Source organism: Hymenobacter ginkgonis (assembly GCF_009755225.1).
In the GTDB taxonomy this organism is placed as follows: domain Bacteria; phylum Bacteroidota; class Bacteroidia; order Cytophagales; family Hymenobacteraceae; genus Hymenobacter; species Hymenobacter ginkgonis.
The window spans coordinates 302,266-324,303 of the sequence record NZ_WQKZ01000004.1; the positions used below are offsets into that span (position 1 = coordinate 302,266).

The window sequence follows — 22,038 nt, forward strand, 5'->3', positions numbered from 1 at the left end:
TTTATGAGCGATAACAACACCGTCCTACTTCGGGTCCAGCTCGATGAGACGAATACGGAGCAGAAGCTAGCGAAGCTCGTGCTCGAAATAGAGGCTACTCGCAAAGCCCAGGCGGCGCTCACTAAAGCGCGCGATACGGACAAAATCAGCGCGGATGACTATGCCCTACAGAGCGTCAAGCTCACGAATCAATTGACACTGCAGCGGGGCGAGCAGCGCAGCCTAACCAAAGATTTGGAACTCTACCGCGGGGCGATAGCAGGTACGGGTACTTCCTACAAGGAATTGCAAGCCGCCCTTTCGCTGGCCCAGCGCCAATTTCAGCAGTTGGACGGCTCAGCCGATAATAGCACAGAGTCAGCACAGGCGCTGAGCAAAACGATTGAAGAATTGCGCGTACGCTTGCGAGCCACCGACGAGGTCCAGCAAAACTTTGCCCGTAGTATCGGCAACTACCCTAAGAATGATAGCCTGGAGAAACTGGTGCAACAGCTGGTGAGTTTGCAGGAGCAGGAAAAGCGCGTCACCGCCGGCAGCCAGGAAGCGTACGATTTGCGCAATAAGATTGGCTTTCAGCAGCAGGCTGCCATTCAGCGGGGCGCCGCTGAGGGCAAGAGCTACGAGCAGACCACGGACTTCCTACGTGAGTATGGTGAGGTCATCCGCCCCGCCACGGCAGATCTCATTAAGCTCACTGAGCAGCAGCAGCAGCTAGCTACCTCGGGCGAAGAGGTAACGGAGGAAGTGCGTAAAATCGGTTTTCAGATTGGGGCCCTCAGCAAGCAGATTAAAGACACGCCGACTGAGCTACCCGAAATCAAAGTGCCCACCGGCTCGCTCGAGGCGCTGGCCCAGGCCTTGGTTAAAATTCGGGAGCAGCAAAAGGGTGTCGCTACCGACAGCGCCGCCTTCGAGCAGGCGGAGCGTGAAATTAAAGCCTACCAGGCGGCCGCCATCGCAGCGGGTGGGGAGGCGGGCATGAGCTACGACAAGGCCAAGCAGCGGCTTGACCAGTACACCGCTCAGGTGCAGCCACTGGTCGCGGCCCTGGTAAAGCTTGAAGCTGAGCAGGCCGAGGTAGCCCAGGGAAGCGAGGCCTACACGAAACTTCAGGTACGCATCAGTAGTGCCACGCAGGCCCTTGACAAAGCCAACAAGCCGGCGAAGAGTCTGGGTAGTGGGCTGCTTGATGCTGCCAAAAACTCAGAAGTGTTGGGTGGGGCCGTGTCGAAAGCCACCGAGTACCAGGAGAAGTTCACCCAGGCCCAGGCGCTGGCTAAGGTTGCTATCGGCGGCAACGTGACGGTGCTCGGCGCCCTACGCTTAGCGCTGCTGGCTACTGGCCTCGGTGCCCTAATCGTAGTGCTTGGCTCGGTCATCGGTTTCCTAACGCGCACTCAGGCGGGCACGGCCATCCTCAATCAAAAGCTGGCCACCTTCGGCGCAGTGGTGCGGGTGGTGACCAATTTGGCTATAGAGTTCGGTGGCAAGCTGGTAAAGGCAGCCGAGGACCCCAAGCAAGCCTTTTCAGACTTGCTGGACTTTATCGGCAACAATGTGCTTAACCGTATCAAAAGCGTGGGTGTGCTAATCGATGGCATCAAATCGGGCAATATCAGCCAGATTGGCGACAGCTTTATTCAAGCAACTACCGGCATCACCAATGGCACGGAGAAGATAAAGAGTTTCGGTAAGGAAATAGATGCCGCCGCCGAAGCGGGGGCACGCCTCAGCGCCATGCAGCGGAAGTTAGAACGCGATACGAACGATAATATTGACACCAACAAGAAGCTGCTCAATGAGGTCGAGCGCCTGAAAAATATTCGGGACAATGAATTCAACACGCTCGCCGTGCGTCAGAAGGCCAATGAGGATGCTTACAAGGTGGAGTTACAGCGGGAGGGTAAGTTGGTCGAAATCGCCCGCGAGCGCATTGCCGTGAAGAAAGCCGAGCTGGAGCAAGCTGGTGGCCGCGATCGCAATGAGGACTTGTACAAAGAGTTGAAGGATGCCGAAAACGAGTTGAAGGATATTCAGGAGGATGCGGCTGGCAAGCAAAACGAACTCATCACCAACCGCTTCCAACTCACTAAGGATGGTTTGGATAAGGAAAAAGACCTAACCGCTAAGGCGCTCGACAAACGCCTAGCCCTGCGCAAAGACGCCCTGGCTCTCGAAGCGCAGTTGCTCGACCGCCAACTGAAACAAGTGCAGACCAACAGCGACCAAGAGCTCAGCCTGTTGCAGCAGAAGCTACGCAACGGCTACCAAGCTGAGCTGAATGTGAAGGGGCTCACTGCTTCGGCTAAGAAAGTCATCGATGCCAAGTACGAGTCGGAGAGTCTAGCTCTCACCCTCGACTTCAATCGCCGTAAACTACAGGCCGCCCTTGTGGCGCAGTCCGATCTCACCGCCGCCGAGTTGGCTGGCCAGCAGGCAGGCAGTGAAGAGGCGCTGAAGTTGCAGGCCAAGCAGATTCAGGAGCAGCGCCAGCAGGCCATCGCTGAGCTACAGGCCAACGCTGACAACACGGCGGCCATCGCCAAAATCAATACCACGGCCGCCCAGCAGCAGCGCGACCTCGAATACCAGCAGGTGGCCAAGGCCCTGCAGGACGATATTGCTCGGCGCAAGCAGCTAGTGGAGGCGGCCTACGCAGATGGGCTGATACAGGAGCGTGAGTACCAAGAGAAGCTAGCCCAGCTCACTAAGATTGGTACCGACACCCAGACCGCTATCAATAAAAAGTACCTGCAAGACAACAGCGAGAATCAGAAGCAGATAGATGCCGAAGACCTCGCCGCCCGCCGCCGCCACACGGATGATGTGAAAAAGACGGAGGAGGCCAAGCAGACTATCAAGGAGGCCACTGTACAATCGGCCCAGAAAGCTACTGATACCATCATCACCCTGTTCGGAGAGGAGTCGGCCGCAGGTCAGGCAGCGATGGCCTTCCGCAAGATTTTAGCGCTAGCAGAAATCGAGCTGAATCTGCAAAAGGAATTGAGCGCCATTTCACTCGCGGCTGCTAGCATCAAAGCAATTCCGATTATTGGGCCGGCATTGGGCACAGCCTACGAGATTACTGAAAAAGTTTTAGCGATTGCTGGCGCTGCGGCTTCGGCGGCCGCTGTGTTGAAACTGGAGCAAGGTGCTGTCGTTGACATTGGGGGTGGGCATATTGCCAGCGGTCCTCGCCACGCGCAGGGCGGCATTCCCTTGTTCCGCCGTGGGCAGCAAGTCGGCATTGAAATAGAAGGTGGCGAGCCAGTGCTCACCCGTAGCGTGAGCCAGAATCCGCTCTTGCTCTCCATGGCTAGCGCCATCAATCAGCTGGCCGGCGGCCGTGCTCTCACCACCAATTTCCCTGTACCACGCATGGCCATGGGCGGCGTGGCTACACCACTAGTGCTGGACCAGCTGCGGGGCCCGGCTGGTCCGGCGATCGATTACAACCGACTAGCGCAGGCAACGGCTCAAGCCCTACGCCAGAGTCCACCGCATGTAAAATGGGTAGATTTTAAGGCTGCTGAAGGCCGGGCAGGCTATACTGATAAGCTAGCTAATGGCTAGCCTAAATGTTCAATCAACAGAAAACCCTAGTTTATCAGGCTAGGGTTTTCTGTTTGTAGTCATGTCATGAAACCGAATATTTACCAACTGCTGCTACAACTGCACGTTGATGGAGATGCCGACGGGCCGGCGGGGCTGTAAAATCACTGGTTGCGGCTGCTCGTAACCGTAGCTCAGGCCCTGATTGTAACTGTAGTTCGGCTGCCGGTCGTAGCGGCGGCCATCAGGGCGGCGGTCCCGCTCCCGAAAGTCGGGGCGATAGGCACGGCCGTAGTCATTCCGAGTGTCGCGGCCGCGCTCGACCGGCGGGTAACCGCGGCCGTCTTGACTGGCGATAGGCGCAGCGAAGACGCTAGTGGTGGTAAGGAAGGCGGCGGCGAGTGTGGCAAACAGGAAAGTTTTCATGGGATATAGTGAAGCAAAGTGGAGCGCAGTAACTACTGCTGCTTGCCTCATCTTATGCAAACCCCCGGCCGCAAATGGGCAGCGATGAAAACCTCCGGGCGTACGCCCCAATACCATCGACTAGGAGGTGGAGTGCATAGATAGTTGTCCTTCCAGCATAGGCTAGTTGCTCTACTGGCAGGTAGATCTACTCAAGTAGATCTAGATGTAGAAACACCTGCTTATTAGTTGGAAATACGCCTTTCAGAAAACAAGTGGATTAGCGCTAGCGGGCCGAACGCGAGAACCCGAATTTTGTCTCATCAACTATTTAGTTGATTGACTGCGCAGTCAGACTACCAGGCGGTTACCGAAAAGCCTCTATTAGAGTAGGTACTTCATTCCATTCTCCCTTTCCCATGTATACTCTCACCATTGATCTGACCAAAGAACAAGTAGAAATGCTTCATGCAAACGGCGACAAAATCGTGTTGGCTAAGCCCAGCACCGCTGGTCAAACTCCAGATGTAGCCTGGCTGGCCTTCAACGGGCTACCCAAAAACGTTGTAAGCTGGGAGGAGAATTATGGCGTCTATGCTTCGACTAGCGCAATAACAAACGGAGCTACCCTGGACCAGCTTTCCGCTAGTCCAATGCCCGCTACCATCGCTACGGTCTATGAGTTAGATGCAGCTGGCATAATCAACGGGCCCACTAAATTGCCTGGGCAACCCGGCGCCTTTGGCTTGCACAATCTGTACGAAAATGTCGCGCCTGGCACGCCTATGACTGTGGGCCTCTTTCAGAATGCTACCATTGGTGCCCAGCAGGTGACAGGAAATGCAGTGTCGGCTGCTCCGGTTATGCAGGGACAAACAGCTGAAATGACGCCCTATACGCACGTCTACATCTGGACTCAGGCCCAGATAGTGGGTAATTCGGTGGTGACAGTCATCTCTGGTAATCGCACGGAACTGCAATTTGGCGGCGACACGACCGACCTCACGGTTACCTACGATAGTAGCACTGCCACCTTCAACGTGGTTAGTAGCCATAGCCCAGCTGCCATACACCACCTGAGCGAGAGGACTTCGCATGCTCAAAAGGCCTAAACCTGCCTTGAGCAGAGGTAAAACCAGCCCAAAGCATATTTTCTTACTTTTCCCTACTATGTTCTTATGCCTGTTGCTATTAAAGAAGTTAACGTCGTCGACCAACATGGCCCCAGCTTTCTGAATCGCGCTGGTACGGGCGATGCCTGGGTTAACAGTGTGGGCACTATTACCCGCATCCAGTGCGGCACGTTTGCCGCTGGCATAGTGCCAACGCGAGGCACCACTTATTCCATCACAGGTGTCTATGTAGCTACCCAGCTTCCCTTCGGGCCCATTCTTATCCCCTGCACAGTAGCAGCCAGCCCAGTATCACAGTTCGAGCGGTCAGTAGCCGACTCTGAAAAAGAAGCCCTCCCTGGCAGCTAGCTTCCTTTTTTCGCAGCCGTAGCCCGGCTGGCTCAGGCCAGCCGGGCTACCTGCGTGTTACACATCCTATGCCTCTCATACTATGTTCACCCTCACCATTAATCTAACCTCAATACAACTCCAAAATTTTCACTTGGGCGGCGATAAGATTTTGCTAGCTAAAGCCGTCCCGACGGCTCAGGGCCTTAGCCAGTCGCAAGTCACGTGGTTGGCCATGGCCCCGCAGGCTACCCTTGTTGTGAGCTGGCAAGAAACCTACGGCATTTACGTGGCTACTGCCTTACCCATAATGGAGGAGGCCATTATACCCGCTAATTCGCTGTCTAGCGCCTCACTGGGTGGATCCTACACCTATGGGTCCGCCGGAACATTTAGCGGCCCTAGCGCCACGCCAGCGCCAACCGACTCCTACTCCTTGCTTAATCAGTACCAGAACGGTTCGCTTGGAGCTCCCCTCACAGTGGGTCTTTTGCAAGCAGCCAGTGTGAGCAACAGCCCAGTAGCGGCCGCCCCCGTCACGGCTGACACAGTACTTCAAAACCAAACCGATATTATGACTCCGAATCCCGCCGTGTATATCTGGGCGCAGTCGCCGGGAGGCTCGCTGGCCAGCGGCATGGAGTTGATCGTAGTAGGCAGCCCATTACTAGTACCATTCAACAGCAGTACTACCAGCTTGACTGTAACCTACAACGACGCTACGGGTGCTTTTCAGCTCACTTACTGAACTACCTGGCATTTTTTCACTAGGTTGACTACTAGTCAATTAGGCACTAATTATTATCTAGGCAGCAAAACGGAAATTATACTCTGCGACCTTGTCGGATTCAATGACTAGTTGATTAGCATGCAGACAAAAACAGCAATCCTGACTTTATAACCAAAGGTTTTTCACCCAAGACCAAGTAAAAATACTTGCTTCTTAATCTGCGTATTCTTACGCATCTAATTATCCGGGTCAGCACCGGTACTTTGTGGGAGTAGTAGAGCTCATTTAGCTTTTGTAACTCTTCGACCCTATTACAACTTGGTTTTGGATACCACTAGCTACGCATCTTGCTAGGAGGACCAGCGACCAATCAGGTTTCAACTCCCGTGCTTCACTCTTACACATATGCAAAACACTATCCTCCCTGCTGGCATCATCCATCAAAAGCACTTTGACCGGTACGCTGCCCAATGGCTAAGCGCGCTTACCTCGCCTCACCACAAAATATTACGCCGCAGCTTCCAGCCCACTAATGATAAAAAATCGCGCACGTTACTCGTCACTTTCCCTCTGGAGCATATTATATTCTTGGTTTCAACGGTAGGGGCCAGCTACATCGAGGCACGATTCCTACTCATGAACTCCGAAGAAGAGAACGCCTCTTCTAAGCGTGCCCGCTTTACAGTTGCTCTATTTGCCACCAACGCGCAAGGAACGCGCGTGTCAGCATACTATGTATCGAATGAGGATGTTGAAACGCATAAGCCACTAGCGACCGAGGTTCCAAAAGTCCAAGGGGAAGCTACCCTTTTGTTAGAAAACCAGCTGTTATCAACAGGCGAAATGGCATCCGTCGCTGATTCTCCTGACGCAGCAGAGCAGGTGCCTCACCATATGGTTAGTAAGTGGCTATATAACTGGCGCCATGCTGATGCGATAACACCGGCCCTGTTTACTACTAATTATGGACCATTAGAAGGATATCGCTTTAGCCTTGCGGACTTTAGAGAGCCACTTTTTAACGCCCTGCCATTAGTACACGATAAGAAACGTTATTATAATTTGCGCGTCAACTTTGGTCTGCACGAGTACTACTCTGCTGTCCAAGATAGTACAGAGCCAACCCAAACGTTCGGACTTGTCTTGCGCCTCCATGAGCTTCCTATCGTAGCTACGCAGGCGACGACAGTCACGACTACAAGTACACGTAGCTCAACTTCTCGTGAGTTGGAGAGCCTCACCGCAGAAGAGGCAGATGATGAAGTTAGCGAATCCTTTTTTGACATGTCTACTCCGTGTCCTCCGGGCCATTAGGTAATTTTTAAATCTCTTACTCACAGCTACTTAAGTTTTTACCTGCTTTCTATGCCTCTTTCTCCGCAGGAGATATTATTGCGACTAACTCTGGTACCCGTCTTTGTCGCAACACTCATTGGAGGCGTACAATTCAGGCGATTGCAGCCGAGTTTACGTTACCTGGCGGCAGGACTCATTGGGTTTATTTTACCCATGGAGGTGCTGGGGCTAGCGATGCTGTTACAGCACCGCAACAACTTATTTTTGATGCCTATTTATACGGTCGGCGAGTTTGGGTTATTGGCAATAGTGTATTGTCATGCGTTGCAGTCAGTACCTTTTACTCGCCTGTTGCCCTGGCTAATCGGTAGCTTCGCTGCCTACGCCATAATAGACAGTTTATCAAATAACGTAATGTTATTCCGACCTGGGCAGCAAATAGTGCAGAGTGTCTTGATATTAGGACTAGTTGGACTGTATTTTCGAAAGCTGCTCCAAGAACTGACTATCACGCGCTTAGAGCGCGAACCTATGTTTTGGGTGTCGACAGGGTTAATGATTTATTTCATGGGATATCTTCAGATTGCCCTATTCAGTAACTATCTACTGCGCTACTCCGATCAGTTGAACATGAATATCTGGGGCTTACACTCGTTACTTTTTATGCTGCTTTACTGCTGCTACAGTATCGCCTTATGGATGCGTCCAGAGAAGTAGTAAGTGGTCTGCCCTTTTTAACCGCATAGCATTCATGTTGACAGCGGCCGGCAGACGGATAACAGTTGTAATAATTTTCTAAAAAGGAATCTTTCACTAACCTTGTTTTATAGTAGACCTGGAACCTATTTATAAGCAGTAGTTGCTTAACAATCAGCATCTAGCAAGATTTTAAATTTTGAGGCTTTCTCATTGCCTAAGTTACAAACCGGTTGTCTTTTCCTTTATATGTATGGCCACCATTGATTTTCAGGTTCAGATAGCCCTACTAGATGACCATCCGCTGTTTCGACAGGGTATGCGCTATATTCTACAAACGCTGCCTTATGTAGAAGAAGTACTAGAGACTGGAGAATTCGCCGACTTACTTAGCTATTGCCGGATACGAGTACCTGATCTGCTACTGTTAGACTTACAGATGCCGGGCCTTGATGGACCAGAAGTGGCTAAACAGTTGCTAGCGGAGTTTCCAGACTTAAAAATTATCGTCTTGTCGATGTTCTCCGCCGACAAATACATTACTCAAATGCTGAAGCTGGGGGTGCGCAGCTACCTGCCTAAAGATGCAGATCAGGAGCATTTGTGCCAAGCTATTCAAGATGTATTGACGATAGGCCACCACGTCACTCCACCTATTTCGCGTGCTTTAATGCGCGAGTTACAGCAGCCTACGCGTCATACAACAAAAATGCTGGATGTAGTACAACTCACACCACGTGAACATGAAGTGCTACGCCTCATCTGTGAGGGCCATACAGCGGGTGAAATTGCTGAGCAATTGTTTCTTAGTCGCCGTACTGTAGAGGGGCATCGGCAAAGAATATTAGAAAAAACGAATACTCCTAACGCAGCCGGGTTGGCAATGTATGCGTCCCGCAATGGTCTACTCAATACTTGAGCAAAAGGTGATATACCTCCTTAGTTAGTAGGACCTGTATCGGTCTTAGCCTCCACCATATTCTGCACACTCAGGGGCAAAGCCGAGAGCAGGTCCAAACCCGACGCGGCCTCAATCGCATCGACGCTCGTGCGGTAGTTACCCCAACTCGAACTCACGGCATTGTCGTTAGGTGTATTGACCGCAATCACGCGAGTATTAGCTGTAATACGGTTCACATCGTTGCTGCCGGTTGGCAATACGACCACCACCTTCCAGCAGCGAGCCGGCACCGTCACCTTACCCCCGGCAATCGTAGTCTGGTAGCCCATGCTTCCCGTGCCCCCTTTGCCATAGGAGCCGCAGATGACATACACTTCCTGACCCGCATCAACGAGCGAGCGCGTGTACTCTTCCAGGTTGGCCCAGGTCTGCTGGTTGTTGTTCGGGGCCTGGGGCATCATATTGCTCATCAAAAACGTGGCTGAGTTATCGGCCACCGAGCCGTTGCGGTCAGCACTGGGGCAGTGGTGCCCGCGGTCAAAGCCGTAACCCGAATAGTCACTGGACTTGACTTCATACCAACCGCTGGGTAGACTAGCATCGGCCCGAAAGTCATCTTGGCGGGCCGCACTGCCTTCCCAGGCGCGGCTTAGGTGCCAGCTTACCCAATTCGGCTTACCCTGGTCGCGGTTATAGGAGAGCGTATACTGGTCTTTTACCAGCAAGTAGTTCGTGGGTGAACTCGTACTGGCTACCGCGCCGCTGGGGTTACCCAGGGCTAGGTTATCATCCCGAGTAGGGCCAGTAGGAGCAGTCGGGGTAGGGTCCGTCTTGGCGCAGGAGACGGCCAGCAGGGCGAGTAATGCCAGGGAGCCGCAGCGGGCAACGAAGTACTTCACAAAAGGGCAAATAGGGAGTAGGGCAACCAACAGGAGCCTCATGCAGGCCACTCGAAGGTTAAGACAAAATTATGTTTTGCGGCTCGAATGCGGCGCTATACCTCGTCAGCAGTCCTTAGGCGCTAATCACTCCTGCTAGCTAGGAAAGTGCCCAACTAGGGCCGTACTTTTATAATAGTATTCTTTCAAGTTTTTTATTCAACATCCCTACTTATTGATGACATTCTTACCTGCTGCGCGCTCGTCTGACCAACCCGGCACCTTGCCTGCGTCAGTCCCTGCTGCTGCTTCCCCCTCGCGTGCCTGGTTGCCTCAGACCTGGTTAACCGCCCTGTTATTACTAATAGCTTGGCCCTCGCTACTCGCCCACGCGGCCGGCACCTCGCCGGTCATTATCAGCCAGGTCTACGGCGGCGGCGGCAATTCCGGGGCGCCCCTGAACAGCGACTTCATTGAGCTGCACAACGTGTCCAATGCGGCCGTTTCATTAGCCGGCTACTCCGTGCAGTACGCGCCAGCTGGGCTCAGCAGCGCCTGGTCCGCCACGCCCCTGACGGGCAGCATTCCGGCGGGGGGCTACTACTTGATCCAGGAAGCCGGTGGCGCCAACGGCGTTGCCCTGCCCACCCCCGAGGTGACCGGCACGATCGTCTTGGCCGCCGGGGCCGGCAAAGTGGCGTTGGTCAATTCCACTGCGACCCTCACGCCGACCACGGGCGGCTGCCCAGCCCTTACAACGGTCGTGGACCTGGTGGGCTACGGCAGCACGGCCAGCTGCTTTGAAGGCGCGACGCCGACGGCCGCCCCCAGCGCCACACTCAGCGTTAGCCGCAAGGATGTGTGCGTGGACTCGGATAATAACGGCGCTGACTTTGCCACGGGCGCTCCCACGCCCCACAACCGGACCAAGACGGCGGACTACGTGTACTGCGTAACGGCTGTGGGGGGCTTCTCTCCCACCTTCGGTCAGGTGGGCACGGTCGTGACCATCACGGGTGGGAAGCTTGACGCCATCACCGGCGCCACGTTTGCCGGCGTGGCGGCCACTAACGTCACGGCCACGGCCAATTCTGTCACCGCTACCGTTGCCCCAGGCACCCCCGTAGGAGCGGCCGACGTGGTATTACTCGCCGGCACTACGCCCTATGCGGCGGGCACCTTCACGGTCACTACCAGCAGTATTAGCACCCCTACGCTCAGCGCATCGACCACCTGCGCAGGAAGTAGCCTTGACGTCTCTTTTACGGCCAGCGGCACCTACGGAGCGGCCAACCAGTTTACGGTGCAACTCTCGGACGCCACGGGCACTTTCCCCGCGACGCCAACCGTCATTGGCAGTGTGGCTAATGCGCTAACCACGGCCCAAACCATCACGGCTACGATTCCCAGTACCACTGCGGGCAGCACAGCTTACCGCCTGCGTGTCGTGGCCAGTACCCCCGCCACCGTCAGCCCCGCCACGGCGGGCTTGACCGTGAGCTCGGTGCGCATCGCTCCTACCGCCGCCCAGAGCATCTACACCACCACCAGCGGCACTGCACTCACGGCCACCGAGGTCGGCACACCGACCGGCCGCCAGTGGGCCTACAGCACGAGCAGCGGCGGCCCCTACACAACAGACCTAACGGGGCAAACCGGCAGCACCTACACGCCCGCTTTTTCAACGGCCGGCACCTACTACGTGGTCGTGAAGTCCACTTTCGCCTGCGGCCAACTGGTCAGCAACGAAGTAGTCGTCACTGTGAGCGTGGCGCAGGCTCCTACGATCACCAGCTTCACCCCGGGCAGCGGGCCCGCGGGCACGAGCGTCACCCTCACGGGCACCAACTTTCTGGCGGGCACCACGGTGAGCTTCAACGGGACGCCCGCGGCGCAGATCACCCTGCTCTCGGCCACCCAGTTGCGAGCCGTCGTTCCGAGCGGTGTGACTGACGGCCCGGTGAGCGTGACCACGGCCGGGGGCACGGCGACCAGCACCAGTTCCTTTACTGTGTCGGCCCGCACCCTGGTGCTACTCGACGACTTTAACCGGGCTGACAACGCCACGGTGGGTCCCGAGTGGGTAGAGACAGAAACCGGCCCGGCCGGCGCCAGCGTGGCCAGCAATCAGCTGCGCCTGGCGACGACCACAACCACCGGTACCGACTACGTGAGCGGCCGCGAGTACGTGGCGCGCAACGTCAGCGCCCGCTATAGCCCCGAGCTCAACAGCAACAACCAGGTCCTAACCTGGGCCTGGAACATGCAGCAGTCGCGCGCCAACCCCTCGGGCTTCGACCCCACCAGCTACGGCGTGGCCTTCGTGCTGGCTGGCAGTACCAGCAACCCGGCTACTGGCACGGGCTACGCCGTGGTGCTGGGCGGCACCGGCGCCACGGACCCCATCCGACTGGTGCGCTATTCCAATGGCCTCAACTCCAATTCGGTTCTGACCGACATCGTTTCGGGCGGCACGGGCTTCAACAACAACTTTCTGACGCTGCGCGTGACCTACCTGCCCGATGAGGACACCTGGACCCTCGAAGCAGCTTCCTCCCCCACCGCCTTCCAGGACCCGGGCGCGCCCAGCACGGCCTTCACCACGCTCGGCTCGGCCGACGATGCTACCTATACTGGTACCAGCCTGCCCTACATCGGCTGCCTGTGGAACCACGCCACCGCGGCCACCGACTACGCCCTCTTTGACAACATCTATCTGACGGCGCCCTGCGTGGCGGAGGCTGACCCCACGGCCGGTCCCACCGCCGCCCAGGCCAGCCAGCTCACCCGCAGCAGCGCGCAGCTGAGCTGGAGCGCCGGGACCGGCAACTCCCGCCTCGTGCTGGTGCGCCCCAGTTCCGCGGCCGCGGCCGCGCCGGTGGACGGCACTACCTACGCCAGCGCACCCGCCTACGGGCAGGGCGGCTCGGTGAGCACCGGCACGTATGCCGTGTACAGCGGCACCCAGTCGACGGTCACCGTCACGGGGCTGGCGGCTAACACTACTTATTCCTACAGCATCTACGAGGCGACGGGCGCGGGCTGCTCACTCAACTACCTGCAGGCGAGTCCCGCCACGGGCACGTTCACAACCCTGCCCTGCGTGCCGGCTACGGCTCCTACCCTCCCCGCGAGCGCCGCGCAGGTGACAGCCACCAGCAGCACGAGCCTGGACGTGAGTTGGCAGAACGGCAACGGCAGCCAGCGCCTGGTCGTGGTCCAGGCCGGGCAGACCCCCGCTACGCTGCCGCAGGAAGGCACCACCTACCGGGCTTCGGCCCGGCTGGGCGCGGGCGCGGCGCTGGGCACCGGCGCATATGTAGTCTACAACGGTGCGGGCAACGCCGTAACGGTGACGGGCTTGGTGGCCAACACCAGTTACTACGTGGCCGTGTACGAGTTCAATGGCACGGATTGCGCGATTGCCTACCTGGGCAGTGCGGCCACGGCGGAAGCCACCACGCTGCCTCCACCCGTAGCGGGCAACTACCGCTTCTACCGCGGCAATCTGCACGGACACTCTTCCTACAGCGACGGCAACAAGGACGCCAGCACCTCGGGGGCCTACACGCCGGCCGACGACTACGCCCTGGCCCGCATCGCCCAGCAGTTTGACTTCATGGGCATCAGTGAGCACAATCACAGCCAAGCGGGCATGAAGCTAGCGAATTACGCCAAGGGCCTGGCCCAGGCGGACCAGGCCACGGTGGACGGCACCTTCGTTGCCCTCTACGGCATGGAGTACGGCACCATTTCGGGGGGCGGTCACGTCATCATTTACAACTACAATCAGCTCATCGGCTGGGAGCCGACCTTCTACGACGTGTTCTCCGAAAAGGGCAACTACACGAATATGTTCGCCCTAGTGGCCCAGCAGCCTGGGGCCATTGCCTACCTGGCCCACCCGCAGGCCACGGACTACAACAACCTACTCTCGGCGCCGCTCAACGCCACCACGGCGCAGGTGCTGGTGGGCTCGGCCATGCGCTCGGGTCCGGCCTTCTCCACGAACACGACCTACTCTAACCCCAGCAGCAGCACCTACGAGGCGCGCTTTCGGGATGCGCTCAAGCAGGGCTACCACGTGGCCCCGACCATCGACCACGACACCCACTACTCGGTTTTCGGGCGCTCCACCCCCGGCCGCCTGGTGGTGCTGGCCACGTCCCTAACCCGGCCGGCGCTCTACGACGCCTTGCAGCAGCGGCGCTTTTACGCCTCGGACGACTTCAACGCGGAGGTGACCTTCCAGGTGGCGGGCCAGCCCATGGGCAGCGTGCTGACCCAGGCTGGCTCCCCCACGCTGACGCTTAACGTGGTCGACCCCGACCCCAACGATGCCGTGAGCTCGATTGCCCTCTTCGCCGGCATCCCGGGCAGCGGCACGGCCGCCATCCAGCTCACGAGCCGCTCGGGCAGTAGCACGCTCGCCTTCCCCGATGATATTCCCGACCAGGCCACTTACTACTATTACGCCGTCATCACGCAGGCGGACGGCGATAAGATCTGGACGGCACCTATTCGCTACACCCGCAATGATGCGCTCTCGGCGCCCCTGCCCGTGCAGTTGGTGCGCTTTCAGGCGGTGCTGCAGAACGAGTCCGAAGCCGTGCTGCGCTGGTCGACGGCCTCCGAGCAGCACAGCGCCTACTTTGCCGTGGAGCGCAGCCTCGACGGGCGGGCGTTCGTAGAAATCGGCCGGGTGGCGGCCGCCGGCACCAGCCAGTTGGCTCACAATTATGAGTTGCGCGACCCCCGAGCTCTCGCGGGCCTGACCTACTACCGCCTTCGGCAGGTGGATACGGACCAGACGGCCACCTACAGCCCCGTGGTCACGCTCACGCCTACGGCCCGGGAGGCGGCCGAGGTGCACGTGTACCCCAACCCGAGCGCAGGCACGGCCTCCACGCGGATTGCCCTACGCGGCTTGACCAATCAACCTATTAATGTACGCGTCACCGATATCCTGGGCCGCACGGTGAGCACCCAGCAGCTGATTCCCATGGGCTACCAAGCCGATGTACCGCTGAACCTGCCCGCGACCCTGACGCCGGGCGTCTACAGCGTGAGTTTGAGTGCAAATGGCCAAACCTGGACGACCCGCTTAATTTTGGAGCCCTAGCCGGAACGCCACCCTTCACTGATAAAAAGCCTCACCCTCTTCGGTGGGGCTTTTTGCTTATAAACCAGGCAATGCTCGCTGCAACTGCTGCTGAAAGCTGGTCAGGTCGGATTGATAATCGCGGTCATCGAGCACGCGATGCAGCGGCACCCACTGCACCAGGCCGGCGCCGGTGGGCGCCCCTACCCGAAAGCCCAGCAGCATATACTGCCAGCCCACTAGCGGCCGACGGCTCACCCGCACGGCGAAGTTCAGCAGCACCCCGGCGTGCACACCTCGAAGCTGACCGCGGTAAAACTGCGTCGAGTCCGCCTGACTTGGTAGTTCCGTCCAGTCCGCACAGGTGCTGCTCAGCCAAGCTCGTAGGTGCTCGGCCTGACCGAGAGCGGGCACGCGGGGGCGAGCCGTGGGGGCGGTGAAGACCACGGTGCCCGTCGCCGCATCAAGGGGCCAAAAGCTGACCGCAGGAGGAGCAGCTTCCGCCGTCGGACGCTGGGCAAAGGCGGGGGTAGCAAGCAGCAGCAGCGGCACGAGGAATTTCACTAGCCTAAGATAAACCAGAGGCGGGCAGAACAAGCCGTATAAGATTGAGCTTCTAACCTGTATGTTTGCGAAGAATCGGGGGATTAGCTCAGCTGGCTAGAGCGGTTGCTCCGCAAGCAACAGGTCATCGGTTCGACTCCGATATTCTCCACTTAAGAAAAGCCTCAACCCGCCCAGTTGGGGCTTTTCTTTGTGGCCTCATGCCTTCTCAGCTTAACCCCCGCCGCAGTAACGCCGATTATGCCCGCATCATTACGCTAGCCCAACAAGGCCTCAATACGGAGCAAATCGCTACCGAATTGCAGGTGGCCATCCATCAGGTATGGCGAGCGCTACGCACTCAGGGCATTGCCATCCCGCGAAAACCTAACAAGAACAGAGGCCAGAAGAAATTTCAGTTGATTATCTCGTCCGAGCAGCAGGCGCTAATGAAAACTTTCGCCGACAGTGGCATCTCCGGTTACTCTATTGCCGAGCGGTTGGAACTGGAGCCCCTCAAGCTTATTCGCGAACTGCGGGGCCGGCAAGCCATGAGTGCTGAGCGATGCACCGCTGTCACGCAGTTGCTAGCCAATCCAGAAGAGCGCGAGAAACTTCGACTGTTATGGGACAGGTCGCCGGGCTTTACGGTAGTCACCTAAAAAAGCCCCGACCGCTAGGCCGGGGCTTTTTCTTTGCACCTATGACACTTGACACCTTCCGCCTGCTCTCGCCCGATGTGCAGTTGCACTGGGTTTTCGAAAAAGGCACCTTCCTAGCCAACCGCTGGGAAGGTGCGGGCGGTGTGAACCTCTATCACCTAGCCGATGAAGGACGCGGGTTATTTGTCGAGGTGAGCATTGATGAGGAGCGGGGCCAGGCCGTCGTGCTGCTCAGCTTCCGCAGTAGCGTGCCGCTGGAGGATTATGCGCACGGAGTGCGGCTGCCGGAAGTCTAGGGCGTGCGGCGACGCAGTAGATAACGAGTCTCCGAATCTACATAGCTGGTCGTATTATCCAAGCTAGACCTGCGCCCTTGTGTTTGAACCGTTGTAACGTTAAATAGCTCCCAGCCGTGACGGGCCAGGTAATTGAGCACATCGATGACGGAGTGCGAGGCTCTGATATTTTGGGCCATTTCGGTCATTTCTAGGTCAGCTATCGCGCCCGGTGCCGATTGTCCGTAGTCGAGCTGCAGGCGGTCAGGCGAGGAAAAGCGTCGGTCATCCACCACCAGCGCACAGTAGTGATAAGGAGGGGTAACTCGTGCTGAGGGCGAAGCTTGGGCGTTTGCGCCAACAGCGCAGAGTAGGCAGAGGATCAGCAGCAGATATTTCATACGAGCCAAGATAGAACTCGCCTCTTCTACACATGGCTAATAATGCTCCTAGGGCTACCGGAGGGGTGGGCACGAAAAAGCCCCGCTGGTGGGCGGGACTTTTGGAAACGGATGCCGTGCTTAGCGCGTTGGATTATTAAAGCCTGGGGATGTGGACCGATGCTCGGTCGGCTGAGGAGCATTGCGGCCCTCAACTCGCTTTTTGGGCAGCATAAAGGCAATGAGGGCAGCAATGCCAGCCACCACGCAAAAGAGCAGCAGGGCCCCTCTCTTCCAGTTTCGAGGGCCCGCCGTGGTGGCCACATCATTCATGGGTAATTGGGGTGGATGCGGCTGCATAGGTAGTGGATATAAGGTAAAATGCTTGATACGCAATCAAGTAAGCGAACAGTCATGTTAAGCACTAGGTATTAGACATAAAAAAAAGCCCCGCTACCGCGGGGCTTTTTTTCTACTCGCGAGGCTTACCCGAGTTGCGCCAGCCACGCGGTAGCTTCTACTTCCTCCTCAAAAAGCCGATAGGTCAAGGCAGCGGCCTTGGCTTCGTGGCGCAGCTGGGTAGCCGAGAGTCGGGCAAACACGTCGTTGGCCAATAACACCGCCGCGTAAATACCGCCAGGGCGCTGTCGGTTATGGTCGAGCCAATAGGTCATTATCCAAGTGGTTTCCTCTTCGGTAAAGGGAGCCATCAGGCGCTGGTCGCCGAGAATCTTATTCCACCCCCGCCGATGTAACAGGTTGCCCGTGTGCGTCAGGACCGCTTGCAAGTCGGAGAATGCTCGCTTGCCCGCTTTGTACTCGAACACCACGTAGCCGTCGGGGTGCTCGCGTAGCGTGACCGCTGCGTTCTGGAAGTAGATAGGTAACGTGGCAGACTCCACAGGCATATAATAAGGCAGCATTTTACGTTTCAGCAGATGAAGATTTGCTGAGGCAGCTATAAAAAAGCTCCGACAGTAACGGTTTTTTAGTTTAGGCTTATTCCTGGATTTTCTTATTGCTAGTATGTCAATAGCTTTGCACGGAAATACGCCGAGTATATCCTTACTTTATAATGAAACACCTGTTACTCCTAAGCCTACTCGGCTTAACCCTTGTCCCTGATGCCCAGGCACAAGGTGCGCTTACCGTGTTCAATGCGATTAGTGCCGCCCGGTCCATGAGTGCGAATGCCCGTGCCAATCAGCAAGACCCGCAGGAATACACTAGGCCAGTTGTCTACGAAGGGGAGATGTTTCACTATAAGCGTACTCCCAGTGCGGCCTACCTCCGCAAAGGCGGTGCCCAAATAGCGGTACTGGAGCGGCTGCTTGCTGAGCGCTACACCGTGTTATTAGCTGATACGGTGCTCATCCTCTCGCCTGCCTGGGAAGTCCAGTATGCCGAGGCGACTAAGCAGGTGCAGTACGTCCTGCCCACCTGGAGTATGCTAGCCTATGAAGACGAGGTAGCTTTCTACCGCCGCGAAGATGGCGTGCGCCGTCAGTGGATGGAGGAAGTACGAATAGCTCGGCAAAAGCGGGCGCGCCGAGCCGCCCGCCGTGACAGCCTGGCACGCCTCGCGCAGCCGCTGCCGATACCTGCGACCAATAAGTAAACCTTCTCCCTTACTGGCGGGGTGTGCGCGGCTTCCTGAGCGGCTTGGGCGCGGATGGTTCGGGGGAAGATACTAGTAGTAATGCATCATGCGTCCCGACGGCGGCACTGCGCCGAGCCCATTCTGCACGGTCTTGCCCCAACTGATTGAGCATAGCATCAAGCGCTTGCTTATATTCTGCTTTCGTGGCGTACTCTTTGCCTTCGAGTGTATACTTGGGAGTAGGCACCATACGGGCTAACTCTGGCCAAGTATGGGGCAGGCCTGGGGCACTGTCTATCACGGCACTGGGCGAGATGGCAGCGATAAGCTTATCAAAGCATTCGGTGCGCTCTGCCTCAGCGGTAAATAAGAAGTCGGTAGCACCATCTGGTTGCTCTACTCTAACCAAGTAGACTATTTCTTGCTCAGGTGGATACTGCCAAAAAGAGCGCCGCAGTGCGTCAGTTAATAAGAGGTCTATATCCTTTACAGCGGTGATTTGCGCTGTATTCAGCAGGGGGCGACGGCCGTTCTTATTGATAAGGATAAAGGGAGAACTGACCATAGAAACGAGGGTTACGAGAGCGGCGAAGCTACGACTCTAAGCGACACTTGACGCCTAGTACCTCGGCCTGCGCTAATAGTTGAAGTGCTAACTCTGCTGACACTTCTAGCGTGACTGGTTGTTCGTTCAGGACGCGCACCGTGGACTCGTGCGCTTCTTTTATGTTTAGCCCACCCCTATCGCGCAACAGAAAGGAAAAGGCCACTTTCTGCATGCCTACCTGCCAGCCGTAGAAAGTAATTTTCTGCATGGGACAAATATAGAGAAAGCGCCTTGGTAAGCGTCGCTTTCTCTGTACCCACCTGCAAGCCTCACTTATTTTTACGGCATGACACCTACGACCGCATACCGACTCGCGGGCCGTGCCACCGGCGCGATTTTCTTCACCCTATTTGGGGCCGCGTGGCTCAGTCTCTGGCTGGTCGGCATTCAGCACCTGACGCTACTTACCGAGGCGGGCGTAGTACTAGGTGCCCTTGCCCTGCTCTTCGTCAGCGCCTGGGTGTTGCAACGGGCTAAACAAGTACCCACGGCACCCGTGAGTCCTGAAGAAGCAGCATTGAAGAAGCGGCACGGCCGCGTATTTGGCTGGGTCAATGCCGCCCAGTGGGGTACTATTTTTCTGCTGGGCTGGCTACTGCCCCGGCTCGGGTACGGGCAGGACATGGTACCCGCCATTGTCATCGTCGTCGGGCTGCACCTTTTCCCCCTGGCGCATTTGTTTGCCAACCCAATACACCACCTGACTGGTGGCGCACTGGTAGCTTGGGCGCTGGGCTGCCTGCTGCTGGGCCAGCAGCCGGACCTGCAGGCGCAGGCAGCCCTTGGGGCAGGATGCATCCTGTGGGTACGCGCTTTGGCTGGCCGTGCGGGGGGCACGCGGGTAGCATTTGCGTGAGCGATGGGTATAGAAAAAGTCCTGTGGTGAGCGGGGCTTACTAATTTTACTCAACGGGTGTAGCATCTAAAACGCCCATTGATACGCTCTCCACGCAATCGGGCGCATCTGTTTTGAGCTTGAAGTGGGTGGTGTGGTGTGCCCGTACCAATTCATAAATTTGATACTGCTTGGTATCTATCTCCGTTTTGGTTTTAGAGTACCATCTTACGGTTAGCACTGGGTCTTTGAAAGTAGCTAAGCTAGCCGTATTCGCAATATCACCTTCCAAAACCAACTGGTCAATGAAGTTTCGACGATAAGTGCCCGCTGTTCTCAAGTATTCCTCGGGAGCACGTTGTTCGCTGACTAAGAGTTCGGCCCGTAGCTCTTCGGCCGTCTTCGGCTGCTCTGGAGCCGTGTAGCCGCTGCCACTATAGGATTGGACTTGCGAACAGGATTGTATGAGTCCTGAAAGGGCAACCAAATAAATTATAGGTAGAAGTTTTTTCATGCACAAATATAGAAAAAGCCCCGTGGTGGCGGGGCTTTTTGTGTGACACTATTTGCATTTTATGAAAACAGAGTTTTAGCACCTTCCTGATTAATGTCTACTTTTTCTGAATTCATAGCCAGTGTTTTACGATAGTCTTGTGCTTCAGCTTCATGTAGGAATTCAATCGCTCCATGATTGGATAACACTGCCTCCGCTATTTCTGTGAGTGACACATGAAAGAATTCCTTGCGCTCATTGATGCGATTAACACGCCGATCATGGAAAATTCGATGCAATGTGTTTTCCAATTTTGGCGCATCATCACAATAGATAATGGCATGTACATCAAATTGGAATGGCACAGAAGCATCACCTAACTCCTTTACCCGGTCCATTGGGTCAAGGCGACGCGTCATACCGATTTTATATACGTCCTCCCCAAAGGAGCCGATATTAGAAATGACGTACACGTGGCCGGAGCGCGTAAGCTGAGCCTGTGAAATAGCTCGCTGTTTCAACTGTTGCGCTTGAGTAAGTTGCTGCTCTAGTGCCTCAATCTGAGCAAGTAGTCTTTGCTGTGCTTCACCAGTAGCCTTCTGCACATCCTGTTGGGCCTTTCGCAAAGCTTCAGCAAAGCGTCGCTCCTCTTTCTCGGCATCCATCTTGGCTTTTTCCAGTTCGCGCAGGGCCTGCTCCTCTTCTCGCATCTGCTCCCGAATCTGGCGTTGAGTTTCCTTCTCGGTTTGAAGCTTCTCCTGCACTTCGTGGACAAGGTATAGCTCACGTAGGCGTAGGTCCAGATAGGACTCGGCAATGCTGCTGTACTGCGACTTGCTTATCTTGTTGATGGCCTCGTAAGACTTGCGAATTCGCGTTTCCATCACCAGCACGTTGTTAAATTTCACCTTGCTAATGGCCGCGTCGCACTCCCCATTGAAGGCGCGTAAAATGAGCTTGAGGTATTGGGCCGTTTGCTTACGGCCTTCTGTCTCACTACCATTCACTGTCCATGAAGTGGAGCAAGTGGCCGCCAGGCCCGCTATGATTAGGTTTTTTTGTGCTGTGCGGGTGTACTCTAACTTTTGCTGGTACTCAACTGATGTGACAAAGTCAAAGCGAGGCTTGTAGAAGCCGAAGGATTGAAGGTTAGCTTCTTCATCTAAGGCGTTAAATTCTACTTGTAACTCATCAATTCGTGCTTGTAGCGATTCATGCTCAACGTGCTGTGCCTGCTGCCGTTGAATAAGGGTTTCTATAGTTTGTGTTAGGCGGTTGCGAGTATCGACCATGTCTCGCACGATGCGTGTCCGCTCGGCCATAGCCGTTTCCACCAACTGTATACGCTCGGCTGTAGCTGCTTCCACAATGCGCGTCTGTTCCGCAGTAGCAGCCTCCAAGATGCGTTTAGCTTCGGTATCGGCGGCCACAATGGGACGGAAACGCTCTTCAATGGCGGCAATCTGCTGCCGGGCGGTTTCGCGTTCTGTAATAACTATATCGCGCGCGGCGGCAGTAGCATCGCGCTCGGCCACGTGCTGCTGAGCCTTTCTCCAGAAAAAATAGGCGACAGTTGCCAGAATTAGGCAGAGTAGGCTTAGAAGTAGAGTTGTTGTCATGCTTT

General features: G+C 56.3%; 22 protein-coding genes and 1 tRNA gene. 13 read left to right on the top strand and 10 right to left on the bottom strand.

Going from position 1 to position 22,038, the window contains the following annotated elements:
- Positions 1-3 precede the first annotated feature (3 nt).
- Positions 4-3,573, top strand: a complete 3,570-nt coding sequence (locus GO988_RS17305; protein WP_157567843.1) for a coiled-coil domain-containing protein — start codon at positions 4-6, stop codon at positions 3,571-3,573.
- Between the two features lie 93 nt (positions 3,574-3,666).
- Here GO988_RS17305 and GO988_RS17310 read toward each other — a convergent pair whose 3' ends face one another.
- Entirely contained in the window at positions 3,667-3,978 is a 312-nt protein-coding gene (locus GO988_RS17310) for a hypothetical protein (protein WP_157567844.1), read from the bottom strand.
- 398 nt (positions 3,979-4,376) lie between these two features.
- Here GO988_RS17310 and GO988_RS17315 point away from each other — a divergent pair, with 398 nt between their 5' ends.
- The 6 genes from GO988_RS17315 to GO988_RS17340 all read left to right on the top strand — a co-directional run bounded on the left by GO988_RS17315 (position 4,377) and on the right by GO988_RS17340 (position 9,058).
- Positions 4,377-5,069, top strand: a complete 693-nt coding sequence (locus tag GO988_RS17315; protein WP_157567845.1) for a hypothetical protein — start codon at positions 4,377-4,379, stop codon at positions 5,067-5,069.
- 66 nt (positions 5,070-5,135) lie between these two features.
- Entirely contained in the window at positions 5,136-5,438 is a 303-nt protein-coding gene (locus GO988_RS17320; protein WP_157567846.1) for a hypothetical protein, read from the top strand.
- Between the two features lie 82 nt (positions 5,439-5,520).
- A complete protein-coding gene (locus GO988_RS17325) occupies positions 5,521-6,165 on the top strand; it encodes a hypothetical protein (protein ID WP_157567847.1) in 645 nt (214 codons plus the stop codon).
- 387 nt (positions 6,166-6,552) lie between these two features.
- Positions 6,553-7,461: a hypothetical protein gene (locus GO988_RS17330; RefSeq protein WP_157567849.1), complete on the top strand. Its 909-nt coding sequence runs from the start codon at positions 6,553-6,555 to the stop codon at positions 7,459-7,461.
- A gap of 51 nt (positions 7,462-7,512) precedes the next feature.
- Positions 7,513-8,160: a hypothetical protein gene (locus tag GO988_RS17335; protein ID WP_157567851.1), complete on the top strand. Its 648-nt coding sequence runs from the start codon at positions 7,513-7,515 to the stop codon at positions 8,158-8,160.
- Between the two features lie 232 nt (positions 8,161-8,392).
- The gene (locus GO988_RS17340; protein WP_157567853.1) at positions 8,393-9,058 is read left to right on the top strand and encodes a response regulator transcription factor; all 666 of its coding nucleotides are present in this window, start codon (positions 8,393-8,395) and stop codon (positions 9,056-9,058) included.
- Positions 9,059-9,078: 20 nt separating this feature from the next.
- On the opposite strand, the gene GO988_RS17345 is transcribed toward GO988_RS17340, so the two are convergent.
- Complete coding sequence (locus tag GO988_RS17345; protein WP_317164907.1) at positions 9,079-9,939, bottom strand: DNA/RNA non-specific endonuclease; 861 nt, start codon at positions 9,937-9,939, stop codon at positions 9,079-9,081.
- A 307-nt stretch (positions 9,940-10,246) separates the two neighbouring features.
- Here GO988_RS17345 and GO988_RS17350 point away from each other — a divergent pair, with 307 nt between their 5' ends.
- Positions 10,247-15,040, top strand: a complete 4,794-nt coding sequence (locus tag GO988_RS17350; protein ID WP_198172865.1) for a lamin tail domain-containing protein — start codon at positions 10,247-10,249, stop codon at positions 15,038-15,040.
- 57 nt (positions 15,041-15,097) lie between these two features.
- Here GO988_RS17350 and GO988_RS17355 read toward each other — a convergent pair whose 3' ends face one another.
- Positions 15,098-15,583 carry a hypothetical protein gene (locus GO988_RS17355; RefSeq protein WP_157567859.1) on the bottom strand — a complete coding sequence of 162 codons (486 nt, stop codon included), beginning with the start codon at positions 15,581-15,583 and terminating at the stop codon, positions 15,098-15,100.
- Positions 15,584-15,660: 77 nt separating this feature from the next.
- Here GO988_RS17355 and GO988_RS17360 point away from each other — a divergent pair.
- The 3 genes from GO988_RS17360 to GO988_RS17370 all read left to right on the top strand — a co-directional run bounded on the left by GO988_RS17360 (position 15,661) and on the right by GO988_RS17370 (position 16,520).
- Positions 15,661-15,734 (top strand) — tRNA-Ala (locus GO988_RS17360).
- 49 nt (positions 15,735-15,783) lie between these two features.
- A complete protein-coding gene (locus GO988_RS17365) occupies positions 15,784-16,224 on the top strand; it encodes a hypothetical protein (RefSeq protein ID WP_157567861.1) in 441 nt (146 codons plus the stop codon).
- Positions 16,225-16,265: 41 nt separating this feature from the next.
- Positions 16,266-16,520 carry a hypothetical protein gene (locus GO988_RS17370; RefSeq protein ID WP_157567863.1) on the top strand — a complete coding sequence of 85 codons (255 nt, stop codon included), beginning with the start codon at positions 16,266-16,268 and terminating at the stop codon, positions 16,518-16,520.
- Here the strand turns inward: GO988_RS17370 and GO988_RS17375 are convergent.
- The 3 genes from GO988_RS17375 to GO988_RS17385 form a co-directional block, all read right to left on the bottom strand.
- Positions 16,517-16,900: a hypothetical protein gene (locus GO988_RS17375; protein ID WP_157567865.1), complete on the bottom strand. Its 384-nt coding sequence runs from the start codon at positions 16,898-16,900 to the stop codon at positions 16,517-16,519. The two genes, GO988_RS17370 and GO988_RS17375, sit on opposite strands and share 4 nt — an antisense overlap.
- A gap of 120 nt (positions 16,901-17,020) precedes the next feature.
- Entirely contained in the window at positions 17,021-17,239 is a 219-nt protein-coding gene (locus GO988_RS17380) for a hypothetical protein (RefSeq protein ID WP_157567867.1), read from the bottom strand.
- Between the two features lie 125 nt (positions 17,240-17,364).
- A complete protein-coding gene (locus GO988_RS17385) occupies positions 17,365-17,787 on the bottom strand; it encodes a hypothetical protein (RefSeq protein ID WP_157567869.1) in 423 nt (140 codons plus the stop codon).
- A gap of 167 nt (positions 17,788-17,954) precedes the next feature.
- On the opposite strand from GO988_RS17385, the gene GO988_RS17390 reads away from it, so the two are divergent.
- Positions 17,955-18,497 (top strand): hypothetical protein, encoded by a 543-nt coding sequence (locus GO988_RS17390; protein ID WP_157567871.1) that lies wholly within the window; start codon positions 17,955-17,957, stop codon positions 18,495-18,497.
- 10 nt (positions 18,498-18,507) lie between these two features.
- Here GO988_RS17390 and GO988_RS17395 read toward each other — a convergent pair whose 3' ends face one another.
- Together GO988_RS17395 and GO988_RS17400 are read right to left on the bottom strand one after the other, a co-directional pair.
- Entirely contained in the window at positions 18,508-19,044 is a 537-nt protein-coding gene (locus GO988_RS17395; RefSeq protein ID WP_157567873.1) for a hypothetical protein, read from the bottom strand.
- Positions 19,045-19,072: 28 nt separating this feature from the next.
- The gene (locus GO988_RS17400; protein ID WP_157567875.1) at positions 19,073-19,294 is read right to left on the bottom strand and encodes a hypothetical protein; all 222 of its coding nucleotides are present in this window, start codon (positions 19,292-19,294) and stop codon (positions 19,073-19,075) included.
- Between the two features lie 78 nt (positions 19,295-19,372).
- Here GO988_RS17400 and GO988_RS17405 point away from each other — a divergent pair, with 78 nt between their 5' ends.
- Positions 19,373-19,942 carry a hypothetical protein gene (locus GO988_RS17405; RefSeq protein WP_157567877.1) on the top strand — a complete coding sequence of 190 codons (570 nt, stop codon included), beginning with the start codon at positions 19,373-19,375 and terminating at the stop codon, positions 19,940-19,942.
- Between the two features lie 46 nt (positions 19,943-19,988).
- Here GO988_RS17405 and GO988_RS17410 read toward each other — a convergent pair whose 3' ends face one another.
- Positions 19,989-20,435 (bottom strand): hypothetical protein, encoded by a 447-nt coding sequence (locus tag GO988_RS17410; RefSeq protein WP_157567879.1) that lies wholly within the window; start codon positions 20,433-20,435, stop codon positions 19,989-19,991.
- Positions 20,436-20,494: 59 nt separating this feature from the next.
- Complete coding sequence (locus GO988_RS17415; RefSeq protein WP_157567881.1) at positions 20,495-22,033, bottom strand: DUF4041 domain-containing protein; 1,539 nt, start codon at positions 22,031-22,033, stop codon at positions 20,495-20,497.
- Positions 22,034-22,038: the final 5 nt, after the last annotated feature.